The organism is Undibacterium sp. GW821-FHT07F11 (assembly GCF_059418665.1).
On the sequence record NZ_JBWKQH010000002.1, the window covers coordinates 689,414 to 706,425 of the forward strand.

The following is a 17,012-nucleotide window of genomic DNA, read 5'->3' on the forward strand; positions in this document are numbered from 1 at the left end:
CAGCGCAAGCAAAAGCATAACTTGCATTATTAAAAATAAAAAACCCTCCCTGATAATCAAGGGAAGGTTTTATAAGTGACAAGAAATAAAAGAATCAGCCGCTATTACGCAAACCCGCAGCAATACCGTTGATGGACAAATGTATGCCACGGCGCACGCGCTCGTCTTCATCGCCCTTACGGTAGCGTTCCAGCAATTCTACCTGCACGTGATTCAATGGCGACAGATAAGGGAAGCGGTTGCGTATCGAACGTGCGAGCAAAGGATTTGCTGCCAGCAATTCATCCTGACCGGAGATAGCCTTGAGTATTGCTATCGTTGCTTCATGCTCAGCCTGTATGCGCGGGAAGATGCGGTTACGCAAGGATTCATCCTTGACCAGTTGCGCATAACGACTGGCAATGCCGATATCGCTCTTGGCCAGCACCATCTCCATATTCGACAACACAGTACTGAAAAAAGACCAGTCCTTGAACATCTCCTGCAAAGTTTGCAAACCGGTATCAGGATGTGCCTTCAGATAAGTTTGTACCGCAGAGCCAAAACCAAACCAGCCCGGCAACATCAAGCGGCACTGCGACCAGCTGAATACCCAGGGGATGGCACGCAAATCCTCTATCGCTGTCGATTTTTTACGCGATGCGGGGCGACTGCCTATGTTCAGGCCAGCGATCTCGGAAATGACTGTCGATTCCCAGAAATACTGCTCGAAACCTTCTGTTTCATAAACCAGATTACGGTAAGCTTTAAAGGCATGGTCAGACAATTCTTCCATGACTGATAAAAATTCAGGACGTGGTGCCGGTTCAGTATGTGCCAGCAAACTGGCTTCCATGGTGGCCGCAGCCAATACTTCCAGATTACGCCGTCCTACTTCAGGATTACCATATTTTGCGGTAATCACTTCACCTTGTTCAGTCAAACGGATTTGCCCCTGCACAGCACCAGCAGGTTGCGCCAGAATAGCCTGATAGCTGGGGCCGCCACCGCGACCTACTGAACCACCACGACCATGGAACAGGCGCAAACGCACCTGATGTTTAGCGAATACTTCTATCAGATCAAGCTCGGCCTTGTACAGCTCCCAGCCAGAGGTCAGGAAGCCGCCATCCTTGTTACTGTCTGAGTACCCAAGCATCACTTCTTGCGCATTGCTGCGGCTGGCGAGCAGACGTGCATAAGCAGGTATGCCAAACAGTCTGTCCATGACAGGTGCGCTGTTTTGCAAATCGCCTATGGTTTCAAACAATGGAATGATATTCACATCCACACGCCCTTCAGCAGGATGCAGCAGGCCAGATTCTTTCAAGAGCAAGGCCAGTTCCAGCATGTCAGACACACCATCGGTCTTGGAAATGATGCAGTTAGGCACGGCACCTTTACCATAGCGCTTTTGCGCGGTGCAGGCAGCACGGTAGATTGCCAGCTCAGACTGGGTTTCTTCTGAATAGCTCAGGTAAGGCGAAGCCAGTGGACGGGCCGAACTGATCTCTTTGATCAAGACTTCTATGCGCTGATCTTCATTCAAGTCCAGGTACTTCAATTCAGGATTAGCCGCTTGCAATAACTCATGCACTACACGCTCGTGCACATCTGAATTCTGGCGCAAATCCACAGGTGCCAGATAAAAACCAAAAACCTTGACTGCACGGCGTAAATGACGCAAACGGCCACGCGTGATCGCAGCAGAGCCATGGTCATACAAGGAGTGGTGGACTATATCCAGATCAGCAGCCAGTTCTTCTGCTGTCGCATATGGCTCGGCGATACCGCTAGGGTGGATGACAGGTTCCAGGCCCAGCAATTGTTTGTAGGTTGCTGACAGGCGCGCATACACACCGCTGATGGCCAGACGATAAGGTTCGTCAGAGCGGTGCGGAGAATGATCTGGTGAGCGTTCAGCCAAGGCCAGCAAGTCGTCAGAGACTTTCACCAGCAGGTTCGCCATTGACAGTTGCGAACCCAGGGTATGCAATTCTTCAAGATAGAATTTAAAGGCGCGGGTAGCCTGCATGGCCAGGGTTTTTTCCAGCACAGTGGCTGTGACGAAAGGATTACCGTCACGGTCACCGCCTATCCAGCTACCCATCTTCATGAAGCTGGGCAGTTCTGTCTGCGTCAATGCAGCGTCTTTGCTTGCCAGCAAATCTTCCAGGCCCGCATACAGATGTGGTAATTCACGCAGGAAGGTGTAGTCGTAAAAACTCAGGCCGTTTTCTACTTCATCGAGCACTGATAATTTGGAAGTGCGCAGCATGCGTGTCTGCCATAGGGTTAGCACGGCACGACTCAGGGCTTCATCATTGGCGGCCGATTCTTCCGGCGTCAGTTGCATGCGGTCACGCTCATCCAGCAGGCGGGTAATCACCATCTGACAATTCAGAATACTCTTGCGCTGCACTTCCGTAGGGTGTGCAGTCAATACCGGGAACACTTGAGCAGTCTCAAAAAAGTCCAGCAACTGCTGGCTGTTGTGACCGGTGTTGTACAGGGCTTCTATGGTGTGTGCAAGGCTACCTTGGCGCGGTGCAGAACCTGCGATCAAATGCGCACGGGTGCGGCGTATATGATGCTGGTCTTCTGCCAGGTTCACCAGATGTGAAAAATAACTGAAAGCGCGTATGACTTGCGTGGTCTGGTCATTAGTCAGCGTATCCAGCGTGGTTTCCAGCTCGGCACGTGCCGCTTCATCGGCATCACGGCGAAAGCGTATGGAATTCTGACGTACCTGTTCGATGAGGTCGAATACTTCATCACCATGCTGGTTTCTTACCGTATCGCCTAATATGCGGCCCAGCCTGCGTATGTCTTCACGCAGGCTCTGGTCTTTGTCGTCGCTGATATCGTTCATTTTTAATTGCGGGTGTAGGTGGGCGTTCATGCTGACAAATTCTACGGTAAGGATAAAAACAGATCGATGAAAATTCTTGTGCGTCTGGCTGCAGCAATATATTTACAGCGTCAAAGACGCAACTTCGTAGAGTAAGCAGCTGCCTTGACAGCATGCTTACACCACAATTTGCGACTTGATATATCAAACTGGCTGAGGCTAAGTTACAACAACTTGGTTTGAATAAGTGAGCTAAGCAGCTTTTTTCAATTTATGACTGCGACCAACTGCCATTAACAAACCCTTGGTTGAGCTGTCGTAATCTTCTTTGACTGCACTCGGATCAAGGCTGATCAATTGCTGCGCCAGTGATTTACCCAGCTCTACACCCCATTGATCAAAGGCATTGATATCCCAGATCACGGATTGCACAAAGACCTTGTGCTCATATAGTGCAATCAATGCGCCCAAAGAACGTGGCGTCAGAGAATCCAGCAAGACGGTTGAGGTCGGGCGATTGCCTTCAAACACACGGGGTGCCAGTACCTTCTCTGGCAAATCACCAAGTTCAGCGCGTACTTCTGCCATGCTCTTACCCCAGGCCATGGCCTTGGATTGCGCAAAGCAATTTGCCAGCAATGCCTGATTGTGACCGGGCAAACCTGCATCATCATCAGCCACTACGATAAAGTCGGTAGGGATAATTGTTGCACCCTGATGCAATAACTGGAAGTAAGCATGCTGACCATTGGTACCTGCTTCACCAAACAAAATAGGCGAAGTGGTGTAATCAACCCGCTGGCCTTCACGCGTGACGGACTTGCCATTGCTTTCCATTTCCAGTTGCTGCAAATAGGCAGGCAAGCGCGTCATGCGCTGGTGGTAAGGTGCAATCGACAGGGCTTGCAAACCAAGGAAATTGATATTCCACACACCTATCAAGGCCATCAACACGGGCAGATTTTGTTCCAGCGGTGCCTGGGCAAAATGCAGATCCATTTCATGCGCACCAGCCAGCATTTCTTCAAAGCGGTCAGCGCCTACATACAGGGCAATCGACAAGCCGATGGCACTCCACATCGAATAACGGCCACCAGCCCAGTTCCAGAATGGGAATACATTTTCAGGCGCAATACCAAAATCAGCAGCAGCTTTTACATTCGTACTGAGTGCCACGAAATGCTGGCGTATCTGATCGACCGGGCAGCCGTGCGACAACATCCATTCGCGCGCAGTGCGGGCATTGGTCAAAGTCTCCATGGTCGAGAAAGTCTTGGATGCCACCACGAACAAGGTGGTTTCAGGATCAGCATTAGCCAGCGCATCAGCGACATGACGGCCATCGACGTTAGAGACAAAATGCAGGGACAGGTTTTTTTGTGACCACGGTGCCAAAGCGATGCAAGCCATTTGCGGGCCAAGGTCAGAACCACCTATGCCGATATTGACGATAGTGCGTATGGATTTGCCGGTATATCCCTGCCAGCGCCCTTCCCTGACTGCATCGCTGAACGTCCGCATTTGCGCCAGCACCTGATGCACATCGGCAGCAATGTTCTCACCATTCAGATCAAAGGACTCGCCTTTCGGCAAGCGCAGTACGGTGTGCAAGACAGCGCGGTTTTCCGTCTGGTTGATCGCTTCACCGCGTAACATCGCGTCGCGGCGTGACTCTACATCCTGCTGCCTGGCCAGCGCCAACAAATTCAGCTTTGCTGTCGTGTCTATGCGCTGCTTGGAGTAATCAAGCATGATGCCGCAGGCAGACGCTGAAAAATGCGCAAAGCGCTGTGGATCAGCACGAAACAAATCTTTCAGGTTGGGCATGTTGGTGGCACGTTGCTGCAACAAACCCCAGATAGGAGTACGCGATACGGAAGTGACCATAATCTTGCTTATAGACGAAAAGTGATTAGTGAGAGTGCTAAAAATATTATTCCAACCTGTATTTACTTCTTGCCTGCTGCGGCCGCAGCTGCCGCCAGTGCACCAATCGCCGCCCAGTCGCCTGCATTGATGAGCGAGGCTGGACACATCCACGAACCACCCACGCACAGGATGTTTGATTGTTGCAATAGTGCTGGAGTCGCCTCCACTGTGACACCACCAGTCAGGCAAAATTTCACATCTGGGAAAGGGCCGCCCAGCGCCTTTGCCATCTTGGTGGCACCGACGATATCGGAAGGGAAAAGTTTGACTACATTGAAACCATGTTCCAGTGCCAGCATCAGGTCACTGGCACCGCCAACGCCAGGGAAATAAGGCAGGCCAGAATCAGCGGCGGCTTTGGCAAGCACGGGTGTGATGCCAGGGCTGATACCAAACGCTGCGCCTGTCTCTTTGACTGCATCCAGCTGCGCCTGCGTCAGGATCGTACCGGCACCCACAGTCACTGTCGGGCAAGCCTTGACTACTTCACGCAAGACTGTCATTGCATTTGGTGTACGCAAGGTGATTTCCACCGCTGGCAAGCCATTTTCTGCCAGCGTAGTGACGCAGCGTATAGCCTGATCGACATCATCAGTAACGAGGATAGGCAATACGCGTATTTGTTCCAGTTGGGCGACGATGTTTCGCTTGCTCATACTGATATTCATGCTCATGATGGGTTTCGCTTTTAGAAAATTAATCAATGAAAAGAGTGGACGCGCCATGCTCAGGCGCAGTCACTACTCGACGCTGTGCGGCAAACAAGTCACGACCATAGCCAAAAGTGATTTCCTTGCTGAGCTCACGCACGGCGCGTTGTGACCATGTATCAGCATCCACCAGGGCACGCAATTCGCCAGTATGGACATTGAGCTCAATCACATCACCATCACGCACTTTACCCAGTGGGCCGCCTTGTGCCACTTCCGGGCTGACATGCAGAGCCGCAGGTACTTTTCCGGATGCACCCGACATGCGGCCATCCGTCACCAGCGCAACCTTATAACCAGCCGACATCAGGCTGCCCAGCACAGGGGTGAACTGATGTAGCTCAGGCATACCATTCGCTTGCGGGCCCTGGAAGATGACGACGGCGACGAAGTCCATATTCAATTCGCCTGCTTTATACGCCTTGACGAGGGCATCCTGCGATTCAAATACTTTGGCCGGTGCCTTGATGATCCAGGCATCTTCAGGTACGGCAGATGCCTTGACGATGGCACGACCCAGGTTGCCGTGTAATAAGCGCAGGCCGCCGGTAGGTGCGAAAGGATCAGCCACATTGCGTACTACCGTAGTGTCGGTCGACTCTGCTGGCAATGCTTCCCATTTGACCTTGCCATCTTCAGCCAATACCGGGCGGCTGGTGTGTGAGTTCAAACCATCATTGCCATACACTGTCATGACATCTGCATGCATGAGCCCGGCAGACAAGAGCTCACGTATCACGAATACCGGGCCACCTGCATCTTCAAAGGCATTGACGTCAGCAGTACCGTTAGGATAAACACGCGTCAGCAAAGGGATGACGGATGACAGCTCGTCAAAGTCCTGCCAGTCGATGATGATGCCAGCCGCGCGGGCTACGGCAATCCAGTGGATAGTGTGGTTGGTGGAACCACCCGTCGCCAGTAAGGCGATGACGGCATTGACGATGGTTTTTTCATTGACCAACTGACCTATGGGTTTGTAATTGCCACTTTGCTCGGTCAATTGCAGGACGCGCTCTACTGCCGCATCCGTCAGCACACTGCGCAAAGGGTCGCCAGGATGGACAAAGGCAGCACCAGGCAAATGCAGGCCCATGGCTTCCAGCAGCATCTGATTGCTGTTGGCTGTGCCATAGAATGTACAGGTGCCTGCGCTATGGTAGGCAGCGCTTTCTGCTGCGAGCAATTCTTCCTTGGTCGCCTTGCCCTGTGCATAGCGTTCACGCACTGCAGCTTTTTCTTTATTTGACAAGCCAGAACCCATGGGGCCTGCTGGTATGAAGATAGTAGGCAGATGGCCAAAGGCCAGCGCACCTATCAGCAGGCCAGGCACGATCTTGTCGCAAATACCGAGGCAGAGCGTCGCATCAAAAGCATCATGAGTCAGCGCCACGGCGGTCGCCTGGGCAATCACATCACGTGAGAACAGCGAGAGCTCCATACCGGGGCGGCCCTGTGTCACGCCATCACACATGGCAGGCACGGCACCAGCTACCTGGGCAGTACCGCCAAAGCGCAGAGCAGTCTGACGTATTTGCGCCGGATAATGTTCATAGGGCTGATGTGCCGACAACATATCGTTGTAGGCAGTAACGATGCCGATATTTGGTTTTTGCGCCTGGTTGAGCCAGATCTTGGTGCCGCTGTCCATGGCCGCATTGGCATGCGCCTGATTAGCACAGGACAGACTGGCACGACGCGGGCCGCGACCACGCATTTGCTCCAGATGGGAAAGATAAGTACTGCGCAAGGTTTTGCTGCGCTCGGTAATGCGCTGTGTGACCTTGTCGATAACAGGGTGCAACGCAGTGGATGGGGATGTCGTCATATAAACACCTGTAACCCTTTGGGGCGAAAATAAGAAAGCTGTAGCAATACTGAATCAATGCCAGCAAAGATAGCATAAATCCCCTCATTTCTGTAACAAACTTTCAGTATTTTGGTATTTAGCTGTTTTTTTTGGCAAAAACTTCAAATTTATCGTAATGAAACTACATTTCTGAATATTTTCTGGCATAATCAAGATAAATCACTATCATCAATGTAGTACATCTTTTGCAATGCACGAGAAAGCAATGCAAAAAAATAGCAAGCTCACGTAGCACCCCGCAACACAGAACATACGGGAACATACACCTGCCGTCTGTGTTGCGCCCAACATAACAATCGACACAACACGGAGTCAGCATGACCACATTTGTCTTATTTGGCGGCACTGGCGATCTTGCCAAGCGCAAGATCATCCCTGCTTTGTATAGCGCATTTGTGAATGGCAGGCTGGATAAGGATTTCAAATTCATCGGTGCAGCACGCGAAAAACTGACGGATGAAGAATTCCGTGTGCGTGTCGCTACCGCCATAGAATCTTATGCGTCTGATGTAGATGGGGCGACAGAGGAAAAACGCGCAGCCTTTTTGGCGACCACGCATTATTCAAAAATCGACGCACGCATTCCTGAAGATTTTGCTGCGCTCAAAGACAGCCTGCAAACCAGCGAAACCAATGCCACCCTGTTTTACCTGGCGACTGGCCCGGATATCTTTATCCCCGTGGTCGAGCAATTATCGAAGCACGGCCTGGTTGAAGGCAATGCCCGTGTGGTGGTAGAAAAACCGCTGGGCCGTGATGCACAGTCTGCCAAAGAAATCAATCAGTCCCTGCGTTCTTACCTGAACGAAAACCAGATTTACCGTATTGATCATTACCTCGGTAAAGAGATGGTGCAAAATCTGCTGGCACTGCGCTTTGCTAATTCCTTCCTTGAGCCTTTGTGGAACCGCAAATGGATACAGGATGTGCAAATTTCCATCTCTGAACAAGTTGGCGTAGAGTCACGTGGTGATTTCTATGACCACACTGGCGCCCTGCGTGATATGGTGCAAAACCATTTACTACAACTGGTCTCCATCGTCGCCATGGAACCACCGGTGAATGCCAACCCGGATGCGATACGTGACGAGAAAGTCAAAGTCTTGCGCGCCCTGCACAAGTTCACGCCGGATGAAGTCAGCAAGAAAACCGTACGCGGCCAATACCGTGCCGGTGCCGTTGATGGCAAACCGGTTATCGCTTACCAGAATGAACCTGGTGTGCCGCCGTCTTCACGCACAGAAACCTTTGTTGCCATCCGCGCAGAGATAGATAACTGGCGCTGGGCTGGTGTGCCTTTCTACCTGCGTACAGGCAAGCGCATGGCGAGCCGCAGTGCAGAGATCACGATCAATTTCAAACCTATCCCGTATTCTATTTTCGGAAAATCGCAAGGACCTTTGCGTTCTAACCGACTGGTAATTTCCCTGCAGCCAGAAGAAAGCGTGCAGCTGTATATGAAGGCCAAGGAACCGGGCGAAGGCATACGTCTGTCTGACGTTGCCCTGAACCTGGATTTTGCTGAAGTATCCAATTCACGCCGCGTCGAATCCTACGAGCGCCTCTTGCTTGATGCCATGCACGGTGACCTGACCCTGTTCGTGCGCGATGACGAACTGAGCGCAGCATGGGCCTGGATAGACCCTATCATGAGCGCCTGGCAAAACGACAGTGAAGGTCTCAAGTCATATATCGCTGGCAGTTGGGGTCCCTCTGCCGCCAGTTACTTGCTGGCACAGCATGGGGCAGCCTGGGGTGAAGAATTCGTTGAAAGCTAAGCGATAAAATGACCATGAAATACCATACATTTGAAAACTTCACGGCACTGACCGAAGCCCTGGGCCAGCAATGGCTGGATGTTATCCAGACCACACCTGACGGCAGCAGCTTTGCCCTGGCCGGCGGTTCTACGCCTGCGCCTGTGTACCAGCGCCTGGATCAGTTGCTGTCGAATATAGATGCGCATAATCCCATCAAGCTCGTCGCCACTGATGAACGCTGGGTGCCGGACCAGGACGCGCAGAGCAATGAAGGCCTGTTCCGCCGCTGCCTGTCTGGCTCTGCTGCAGACAAGCGCTGGCAGCTGGTGTCCCTGAAAAATGCATCGAGCACGCCAGAAGTAGCGACAGAAGCCATCAACGTGCGTCTGAATGAGCAATTGCCGCAAGCCTTCAGTGCCGTCTTGCTGGGTATGGGTGCGGATGGGCATATTGCCTCCCTCTTCCCTGGCGCGCCTACCCAGCATGATGACCTGGCCTGCCTGGCGGCTGTACATCCGCAAACCCGCCAGAGCCGCATGTCACTGTCCTTGCCGCGGCTGCTCAATACCAAGCGCATCTGGCTGGTGATCACTGGTGCAGAAAAACGTCAGGTATTGGAACAGGCGATAGAAAATAATCTGCCGGTTGCGTCCCTGCTGCGTGAAGCAGGCTGTACCATAGATGTTTTCTGGTGTCCGTAAAACTCATGTATATGGCCAATCCGTTTTCTGACAATAAACCCAACACGCCTCCTGAAAAAGGCTTGCTGGCACGCATACGCACTGCCAGCACAGCCTTGAGCCGTGCCGAGCGCCAGGTAGCAGAATTTTTGCTGCAAAAGCCGCATGATGCGCTGGAGATGTCGATACGGGTTTTGGCCCAGGCTTGTGATGTCAGCGAACCCACGGTGGCCCGCTTTGCCCAGAGCATGGGCTTTGATGGTTTCAAGACCTTCAAGCTGGCGTTTGCCAAGAGCCTCGCCACCGGCATCCCTTTCCTGCATCTGGATGTGAACCAGGCTGACCATGTACGCGATGTCTTGCCCAAGGTATTTGACCGTACTATCGCCGCCCTGATGGAGGCACGGAATAATGCCAATACGGCGACCTTTGAAGCGGCAGTCAGCCTGCTGGCGCGGGCACGCCGCATAGAATGTTATGGCCTGGGTTATTCCGGTGCACTGGCTATTGATGCGCAGTTGAAATTTTTCCGTTTTGGCATACCAACCACGGTATTTTGCGATGCCCACTTGCAGGCACAATCGGCCACTTTATTGAATAGCGATTGTGTCGTCGTCGCATTTTCACGCACAGGCCGTACCCGCGACCTGATCGACAGCGTACAACTGGCGAAGCAGGCTGGTGCCAAGATACTGGTGCTGTGTGCCAGCGGCGGCCCGCTAGCAGAACTGGCCGATGTGCATATCGGCGTGGACGTGGAAGAAGACCCGGACATCTATACGCCCATGACTTCACGCCTTGCGCATCTGACTTATATCGATGCACTGGCAGTGGCTGTCACCCTGCTGCGCGGCCCTGCGGCCATCGACATGCTGGAAAGAGCCAAAGCCAGTATCAGTGAAAAACGGCTGGTGCCCAAGATTAGCTGAAGATAAGCTGAAGCAAAGAAAATCAAATCGGCTGGATTGCGACGACTACTCTTGCACGTCGCTTTCTCATCCAGATAATCACGCCGGTGACGCTCAGCATGGCCACCACCAGGCCCAGCAATGAAATCATGATACGCCCGGTCAAGCCGAGTATGCGGCCTGAATGCAAAGGGAATTGCGCCTGCAGGAAAATATCGCCAGCAGATCCGGTACCGGGAATTTTTCCTCCCAGCGCACTGCCATCCTTGCCATCAAAATACAACCAGGCATTACCAAGGCCGACATCTCCATGATCATTGCCAGGTTCAAAAAATCCCACACCATACACACCAAATGCGGGTGAATAAAATATGCCGCCAGCAGGCAAAGTCCAGCCGCGTTTTTGCGCTTCCTGTTTCGCCAATTCAGTAACCTGCTCACGGCTGATGACAGGTATCAGAGGCTTGTCCGGGGCTTGCGGCACGCGGCTGGCAAATACGTCAGCACTCAGCGGTGAAAATAATGAAACCACGGGGCGTACCACCTGGGCATTCAAGTTCATTGATACCGAAGTAATCGCCAGCAGCAGCATGAACAGCCATAACCAGACACCACTGGAACGGTGCAAGTCAAAATTAAGTTTATGCCCACCCTGACGCCAGCGAAAAGCGAAGGACTTTCGCCAGCTACGCCAGTTAGGGAAAGACAGCCATAGCGCGATAAAGCAATCAAGCGCCCACACTATGCCTATGATGCCCATGAACAGAATCCCCAGCTCTATACCAGACACCTCGGGTATATGCATGGTGTAATGCAGCTTGTATAAAAACGGCAACAGGTTTTCACGGCTCAGGGATATCTCACCCCATTGTCGCTTTCCCTGTACATCACCAGTAACAGGGTCGACTGCAATCTGGTTAAAGCCCAGCGGATAAGCCTTGCCGGTTGCCGGATCAATCCTGCCCTCTACCGACATCTGGCTGGTATGCCCTGACTCTGCCTCGTTCAGTACATAGGTCACCCAGATACGGGGGTCGCGTGCTTCCACCCTGTTGGCCAGTTCCAGTCCTGACATGGCTTTGCCAGCCCTGCCTTGCGACTGGCTGTGCGCCTGGAACAAATGCGGATTGAGCAAAGCATCAAGCTCATGGTCCCAGGAGATGAAAGCACCCGTCAGGCCAGAGATGAACAGAAATACCGCCACCGCCAGCCCAAACCAGCGGTGCAGCAAAACAAAGACAGGACGCATCAGCATAAACTTCCCGGCTTATCAATATTTCCAGTTGACCGCAACGCTGCCGTTTCTTGGCGCAGCGTAATAGCCCTGGCTCCAGTAAAGACTGGTCAGATATTTTTGATCACTGACGTTGTTCAGGTTGGCCGATATGCTGAGGTTCTGATTCACGTCATAGCGCGCCATCAGGTTCAGCGTTGCATAACTGCCCTGGCGTATGATGTTGCCCGAGCCCTCATCACGGAAAGTATCTGATTGCCAGTTCAGGCTGCCACCAACTTTAGCCTGCGGCATGAAAGGCAGTTGATAAGTGGTCGACAGACGGAACAATTTGCGAGGCACATAAGTTTTGACATCCTGATCATTGCTCCCCTTGAGACTCAACTGTGTATAGCCTGCGCTGAGGTTCCAGCCTTTTGCCAGTTCACCACTGGCGTCAAGTTCAAAGCCCTGTGATTGCGCATCTATGCCACGGTAAAAACTCTTGGTGCCGATATAACCAGCCTGTTCTGCTGCATTGTTTTGCTGTATCTTGAAAACGGCTGCAGACAGGTTGAGCTTGCGGTCAAACAGTTCGAGCTTGATACCCAGTTCATCACCCTTGCCTTTGACGGGGTCCAGGGTTTTACCACTCGCATCCACTTCGCTTTGCGGATTGAAGATTTCTGTGTGGCTGGCGTACACAGAAGCATATGGTGTCAGATCATAGACCAGGCCCAGATAAGGTGAGGTATTGCTGGCATTCTTGCGACTGCTGACACCATAGGCATAGCCGGTGCTTTCGGCCTTGGTATGGTTTGCTCCGGCGATGAATTTGAATTGATCTGCCAGGTTGAAACGTGATGCAATAAATATTGTCTTGCGCGTGTCTTCATACGCACTGCCATCGGTATACGCATTGAACGCAGGTTGCGGATAATTACCTGTCCAGTTACTGATATCTGGCAAAGCGGTACCTATGCCTACGCCATAGTGGGAGATGTCATCCATCTTCGACTTCGACCAGTTGATACCAAAACTCAGGTCGTGCTTGCGTCCTGCCAATGTGAATTTGCCACTGGCAGACAAATCAAACAGTGTCTGGGTGTTGACATCGTTGTACAGCGAAGGATAGCTATACAAGCCCAGACCGGTCTTGCGGTCTGGCGTACCATAGGCATAAAACAGTTTGGAGTCTGCAGTTGATCTGTTGCGGCTCAATGTCGTCTTGATTTGCCAGTCATTGTTCAGTTGATGACTCAGTTCGACAAAGCTGCGGTCGTCTTGCGTGAGCCAGTGTGACCAGTCTGCAGCGGTACTGGTGGAAGTCCTGTAATTGGTCGGGCTGCCGTCGGTGTAATACAGGGGCAAGGCGCCCCACATGCCACCTTTGGCATCACTCTTTTGATGTGAATGCCCCAGTGTCAGCACTGTAGCTTCGCCGAGATTGGCTTCAACCACGCCATATACCACGGTTTTTTCAGGCGAATAACGGTCGAGATAAGAATCACCAGCCTGTTTCGCGACCACTATACGACCAGCTACTGTGCCTGCGGCATTCAGGGTACCAGATACATCTGCATCCAGCCTGCGCGTGTTCCAGGAACCCAGCGTCAGCCCGGCAGAAGCCTGGAACTGGTAGGCCGGACGCTTGCGGATAAAGTTGACTGTTGCAGACGGATTGCCAGTCGCTGACATCAGGCCATTCGCGCCGCGCACGATATCCACCCTGTCGTAAATCGCGGTATCAATATCGCCTGCCACATTACCAGAGGTGAATGGCAAACCGACGCCATCGTACTGGAAATTGGTAATATCAAAACCGCGTGCCATGTAATAAGTGCGGTCGGTCTCTACTTTTTCTACCGACACACCAGTGGTATTAGCCAGCACATCATTCACATTGACTTGTTTGAAGTCATCCATCTTGGCGCGCGTAACAACTGATACTGATTGCGGTGTTTCGCGCAAAGACAAATCGAGTTTGGTTGCCGAACTGCTTCTCCTTTTTGTATATGCACCCGTCTTTTCTGTACTCGGTTCATTGCCTGAAACACCAGTTACCAAGACCTCAGGCAATTCTGATTGGCTTGCCTTGGCTGGAGCAGCTTCTTCTGCAAAAGCAGATGCTGCCAGCAGCATGGAAAGCGCCAATGCAATTGGACTCAGAGGGTTTAGGGGGCTCAGCGAACTGGCAGGACGTAAATTTTTCTGCAGCGAGGCGGGATTGTTGCAGGGCAAAACGGAGTAACTGGACGAGCGGAATGAGCGAAAAGTCATAATAAGCCTGGAAATTGACTGCCTATACAGAGAATTGCCTCTGATAGCGTTAGAAGTAAAAACTTCAGCTTATTTTACTTAGATACAAATGCAATTGCAAATCATTCTCATTTATATTTAACTATTTAAATAAATTCAAGACACACTCCACGCCTCCAGGAGAACTTGCGCGTCTCGTACTGCACTTATCCGCGCCTGAACATCTCTTGTGACAAATACATCAATCACAGGCACCCACTGCACTACAAGCCGGATAAATCTTTTGCTTTTTCTGCGATGCGCACTTACCAAGCCTGGCGTCACAGCTAATGGTATAGGTCGTTTCCAGCACATCTACCCAGCTACCTATTTCACATTGCTGCATGTCCTTTTCCTTGCCTTTGAAATCTGTTTCGCTATGCGTCAATAATTGAATTGTGCCGGGCTTCACAGGCCTTACTTCAAAGCTTTGTACCTCATCCTGGAATTTTTCGCTGAAATAGGTTTTGCCATTTTGTTTCAAGTCAAAAATTGCATAGCCTTCACCAGCCGCGTCGCCCATGCAGCTTTGCTGGCTACCGATGGCAATGCGCATGCTGGTATCCGGCATGGCCTGACTTTTCGTGGCAATATCTGCCAGCAATTTCATGTCGCTCTTATTGAAAAAGACAGAACGAAACTGATCCGTACCTCCATCAATATCGTCGCTATGTGCAGTCAGCACTTCGCGCAATTGCAACAAGACTTGCTCACCCAGGTCTTCGAATTCAATTTGCACTACGCCTGCAGGCAATGGCGGCAAATCCTCACCGGCTTTTACTACGCCATGCAATATCAGCTGCCGGGTATTAAACTCATCTATCCACTTGCGCAGAACAGCCTCGTCATAAGATTTCATTTTCGCCTGCAGGCTTGCCATAAAACTGTCTGCAGTATCTGCAAGGCCAGGCTTTGCAGGCTGGCTGCTTATTGCTGCACTGGTGACAATGGGATTAGCAAGGACTGCTGATGCAGGTGATTCCGGTTTGCTTTCCGCCTGCTGTTTGCCGCATGCCCAAAGTGCTGCGCAAATCAGGGCGATACAACTGAATCTGGCGATCCGGGATGTGTCGTGATCAAACATTTATTGAACCAAATGAAAACAAAGGAGGCGATTCTAAAGCTAGCCTGACTTTAAGCACATAGAAATATTGGCCCATCGTTGCAGCAAGTGCACGCTGATGATAAAAATTCAAGTCAGCCCGAGTTATTTCTGGCAAGCTGTGCAATATACCCGTCATCTTATCGTGGAGCTTTTGAATGAATCCCATCTCTCTTGCCCAGATCATAGACAGCGTTCAAGATTTACCGACCTTGCCAGCTATTGTCATGGAGTTACTCAACAACATAGACAAGGAAGAACTCAATGTGCAGGAACTGGCACAAAAAGTCAGCCTGGACCTGGCACTCACGGCTAAGACTCTGCGCTACGCCAATTCTGCGTATTACTCGACCATGATCAAGGTCACTACCGTACAACAAGCAATTTCGCTACTGGGTTTGAGTACAGTCAGGCAAATCGTCATGACGGCTGCCCTGTCAGGCTGCTTCCCGGACAATAACTGCAAGGGCTTTAGTCACAAGGATTTCTGGCGGCATTCGAACGCTGTCGCTATCGCCGCCAGGATATTGGCACGACGTCTGAACCTCAATACCGATGTTGCTTTTACTGCTGGATTGCTGCATGACATAGGAGCATTGGTGTTGGCGACTTGTTATACCCAATCTTATGAGCAAGTATTGCTGTACAGGCAGGAGCAGGAAGCGACTCAGTTTGAAGCCGAAAGACAACTGATCCATATTGATCATGCAGCCATAGGTGAAGCGCTGGCAAGGCAGTGGAATTTTTCAGACATGATGATCAAGGCGATTGCCGGTCACCACCAGCCAGAAAAACCTGGCCTGGGATTTCTGGCAACCATCATCCATGTTGCTGACGGCATAGCACACGCCTTGGGGGCGACGATGACACCCGACCTGGTGCCGCCAGAAATTACCGGACAATCCTGGGAAAACCTGGGCCTGGACCAGGCGTTACTAGATGAAGTATTGGCTGAAGCCGCAAAGGAATTTGAAAAGCTGCAGGATATGGTCGAAGTCTGAACCAAAGCCCATTCATATAAACTCAAACACTCGGTGTTACAAATCTGGCTGTATTAAATGCCCCAGCTTGGTGGCCTTGGTACTCAGATAGCGCTCATTATAGGGATTGCGCTTGACGATCAGGGGCACATGCTCCTGCACCCTGACGTTCATGCCTTCCATCGCAGAAATCTTGCGCGGGTTATTGGTCATCAGGCGTACAGACTCTATGCCCAGATGTTTGAGCATGGGGTCGCACAGGCTATAGTCGCGCAGGTCTGCTGCAAAGCCGAGCTTTTGGTTGGCTTCAACTGTATCGGCACCCTCGTCTTGCAAATGATAGGCACGCACCTTGTTGAGCAGACCTATGCCACGCCCTTCCTGGCGCAAATACAGCAAGGCACCACGCCCTTCCTGGGCGATTTTTTGCAGGGCCAGTTCCAGTTGCGGTCCACAGTCACAGCGTTTACTGAACAAGGCGTCACCGGTCAGGCACTCTGAATGTATGCGCGCAAGCACGGGCTGGCCATCAGCCACATCACCGAGAGTCAGGGCAATGTGCTCCTTGCCAGTTGCCGTTTCGACAAAAGCATGCATGCGGAAAGTTGCCCAGGTCGTGGGCAGGTTACAGGAATCAACATATTCCAAGGCCTGTTCATCTAATTTGACAGGCTGGTCATTGCTTAACATACAATTCTCGCGGATTCTTTTTATGGATTATTGCCTGGCATA

General features: G+C 51.6%; 12 protein-coding genes. 4 read left to right on the forward strand and 8 right to left on the reverse strand.

Annotated elements, in window-relative coordinates; all coding sequences use genetic code 11:
- Window positions 1-94: 94 nt before the first annotated feature.
- The 4 genes from ppc to edd form a co-directional block, all read right to left on the reverse strand.
- Window positions 95-2,881 carry a phosphoenolpyruvate carboxylase gene (gene ppc, locus AC07OI_RS06900; protein ID WP_495256675.1) on the reverse strand — a complete coding sequence of 929 codons (2,787 nt, stop codon included), beginning with the start codon at window positions 2,879-2,881 and terminating at the stop codon, window positions 95-97.
- 201 nt (window positions 2,882-3,082) lie between these two features.
- Window positions 3,083-4,717 carry a glucose-6-phosphate isomerase gene (gene pgi, locus AC07OI_RS06905; RefSeq protein WP_495256676.1) on the reverse strand — a complete coding sequence of 545 codons (1,635 nt, stop codon included), beginning with the start codon at window positions 4,715-4,717 and terminating at the stop codon, window positions 3,083-3,085.
- A 62-nt stretch (window positions 4,718-4,779) separates the two neighbouring features.
- Window positions 4,780-5,415 carry a bifunctional 4-hydroxy-2-oxoglutarate aldolase/2-dehydro-3-deoxy-phosphogluconate aldolase gene (gene eda, locus AC07OI_RS06910; RefSeq protein ID WP_495256677.1) on the reverse strand — a complete coding sequence of 212 codons (636 nt, stop codon included), beginning with the start codon at window positions 5,413-5,415 and terminating at the stop codon, window positions 4,780-4,782.
- Window positions 5,416-5,455: 40 nt separating this feature from the next.
- On the reverse strand, window positions 5,456-7,297 hold the full coding sequence (gene edd / locus AC07OI_RS06915) for a phosphogluconate dehydratase (RefSeq protein WP_495256678.1): 1,842 nt from the start codon (window positions 7,295-7,297) through the stop codon (window positions 5,456-5,458).
- Between the two features lie 359 nt (window positions 7,298-7,656).
- Between edd and zwf the strand changes: the two genes are divergently transcribed.
- Genes zwf through AC07OI_RS06930 form a run of 3 tightly spaced genes read left to right on the forward strand, consistent with a single transcriptional unit; the run spans window position 7,657 to window position 10,708 of the window.
- A complete protein-coding gene (zwf, locus tag AC07OI_RS06920; RefSeq protein WP_495256679.1) occupies window positions 7,657-9,117 on the forward strand; it encodes a glucose-6-phosphate dehydrogenase in 1,461 nt (486 codons plus the stop codon).
- Between the two features lie 14 nt (window positions 9,118-9,131).
- Complete coding sequence (gene pgl / locus AC07OI_RS06925) at window positions 9,132-9,800, forward strand: 6-phosphogluconolactonase (protein ID WP_495256680.1); 669 nt, start codon at window positions 9,132-9,134, stop codon at window positions 9,798-9,800.
- Window positions 9,791-10,708 (forward strand): SIS domain-containing protein, encoded by a 918-nt coding sequence (locus tag AC07OI_RS06930; RefSeq protein ID WP_492707333.1) that lies wholly within the window; start codon window positions 9,791-9,793, stop codon window positions 10,706-10,708. The genes pgl and AC07OI_RS06930 overlap by 10 nt, the downstream gene beginning before the upstream one ends.
- Window positions 10,709-10,730: 22 nt before the next feature.
- Here AC07OI_RS06930 and AC07OI_RS06935 read toward each other — a convergent pair whose 3' ends face one another.
- The 3 genes from AC07OI_RS06935 to AC07OI_RS06945 all read right to left on the reverse strand — a co-directional run bounded on the left by AC07OI_RS06935 (window position 10,731) and on the right by AC07OI_RS06945 (window position 15,282).
- Window positions 10,731-11,936 carry a PepSY-associated TM helix domain-containing protein gene (locus tag AC07OI_RS06935; protein WP_495256770.1) on the reverse strand — a complete coding sequence of 402 codons (1,206 nt, stop codon included), beginning with the start codon at window positions 11,934-11,936 and terminating at the stop codon, window positions 10,731-10,733.
- 21 nt (window positions 11,937-11,957) lie between these two features.
- Window positions 11,958-14,042 carry a TonB-dependent siderophore receptor gene (locus tag AC07OI_RS06940; RefSeq protein ID WP_495256681.1) on the reverse strand — a complete coding sequence of 695 codons (2,085 nt, stop codon included), beginning with the start codon at window positions 14,040-14,042 and terminating at the stop codon, window positions 11,958-11,960.
- 358 nt (window positions 14,043-14,400) lie between these two features.
- Window positions 14,401-15,282: a hypothetical protein gene (locus AC07OI_RS06945; protein WP_495256682.1), complete on the reverse strand. Its 882-nt coding sequence runs from the start codon at window positions 15,280-15,282 to the stop codon at window positions 14,401-14,403.
- A gap of 176 nt (window positions 15,283-15,458) precedes the next feature.
- On the opposite strand from AC07OI_RS06945, the gene AC07OI_RS06950 reads away from it, so the two are divergent.
- Window positions 15,459-16,301, forward strand: a complete 843-nt coding sequence (locus AC07OI_RS06950; RefSeq protein ID WP_495256683.1) for an HDOD domain-containing protein — start codon at window positions 15,459-15,461, stop codon at window positions 16,299-16,301.
- A gap of 36 nt (window positions 16,302-16,337) precedes the next feature.
- Here the strand turns inward: AC07OI_RS06950 and ribA are convergent, their stop codons facing one another.
- Complete coding sequence (ribA, locus tag AC07OI_RS06955) at window positions 16,338-16,970, reverse strand: GTP cyclohydrolase II (protein ID WP_110257148.1); 633 nt, start codon at window positions 16,968-16,970, stop codon at window positions 16,338-16,340.
- Between the last annotated feature and the right edge of the window lie 42 nt (window positions 16,971-17,012).

Coding starts and splice junctions, on each gene's coding strand:
- ppc (WP_495256675.1), bottom strand. CDS start 2,881: ATGAACGCCCACCTACACCCGCAATTAAAAATGAACGATATCAGCGAC.
- pgi (WP_495256676.1), bottom strand. CDS start 4,717: ATGGTCACTTCCGTATCGCGTACTCCTATCTGGGGTTTGTTGCAGCAA.
- eda (WP_495256677.1), bottom strand. CDS start 5,415: ATGAGCAAGCGAAACATCGTCGCCCAACTGGAACAAATACGCGTATTG.
- edd (WP_495256678.1), bottom strand. CDS start 7,297: ATGACGACATCCCCATCCACTGCGTTGCACCCTGTTATCGACAAGGTC.
- zwf (WP_495256679.1), top strand. CDS start 7,657: ATGACCACATTTGTCTTATTTGGCGGCACTGGCGATCTTGCCAAGCGC.
- pgl (WP_495256680.1), top strand. CDS start 9,132: ATGAAATACCATACATTTGAAAACTTCACGGCACTGACCGAAGCCCTG.
- AC07OI_RS06935 (WP_495256770.1), bottom strand. CDS start 11,936: ATGCGTCCTGTCTTTGTTTTGCTGCACCGCTGGTTTGGGCTGGCGGTG.
- AC07OI_RS06940 (WP_495256681.1), bottom strand. CDS start 14,042: ATGCTGCTGGCAGCATCTGCTTTTGCAGAAGAAGCTGCTCCAGCCAAG.
- AC07OI_RS06945 (WP_495256682.1), bottom strand. CDS start 15,282: ATGTTTGATCACGACACATCCCGGATCGCCAGATTCAGTTGTATCGCC.
- AC07OI_RS06950 (WP_495256683.1), top strand. CDS start 15,459: ATGAATCCCATCTCTCTTGCCCAGATCATAGACAGCGTTCAAGATTTA.
- ribA (WP_110257148.1), bottom strand. CDS start 16,970: ATGTTAAGCAATGACCAGCCTGTCAAATTAGATGAACAGGCCTTGGAA.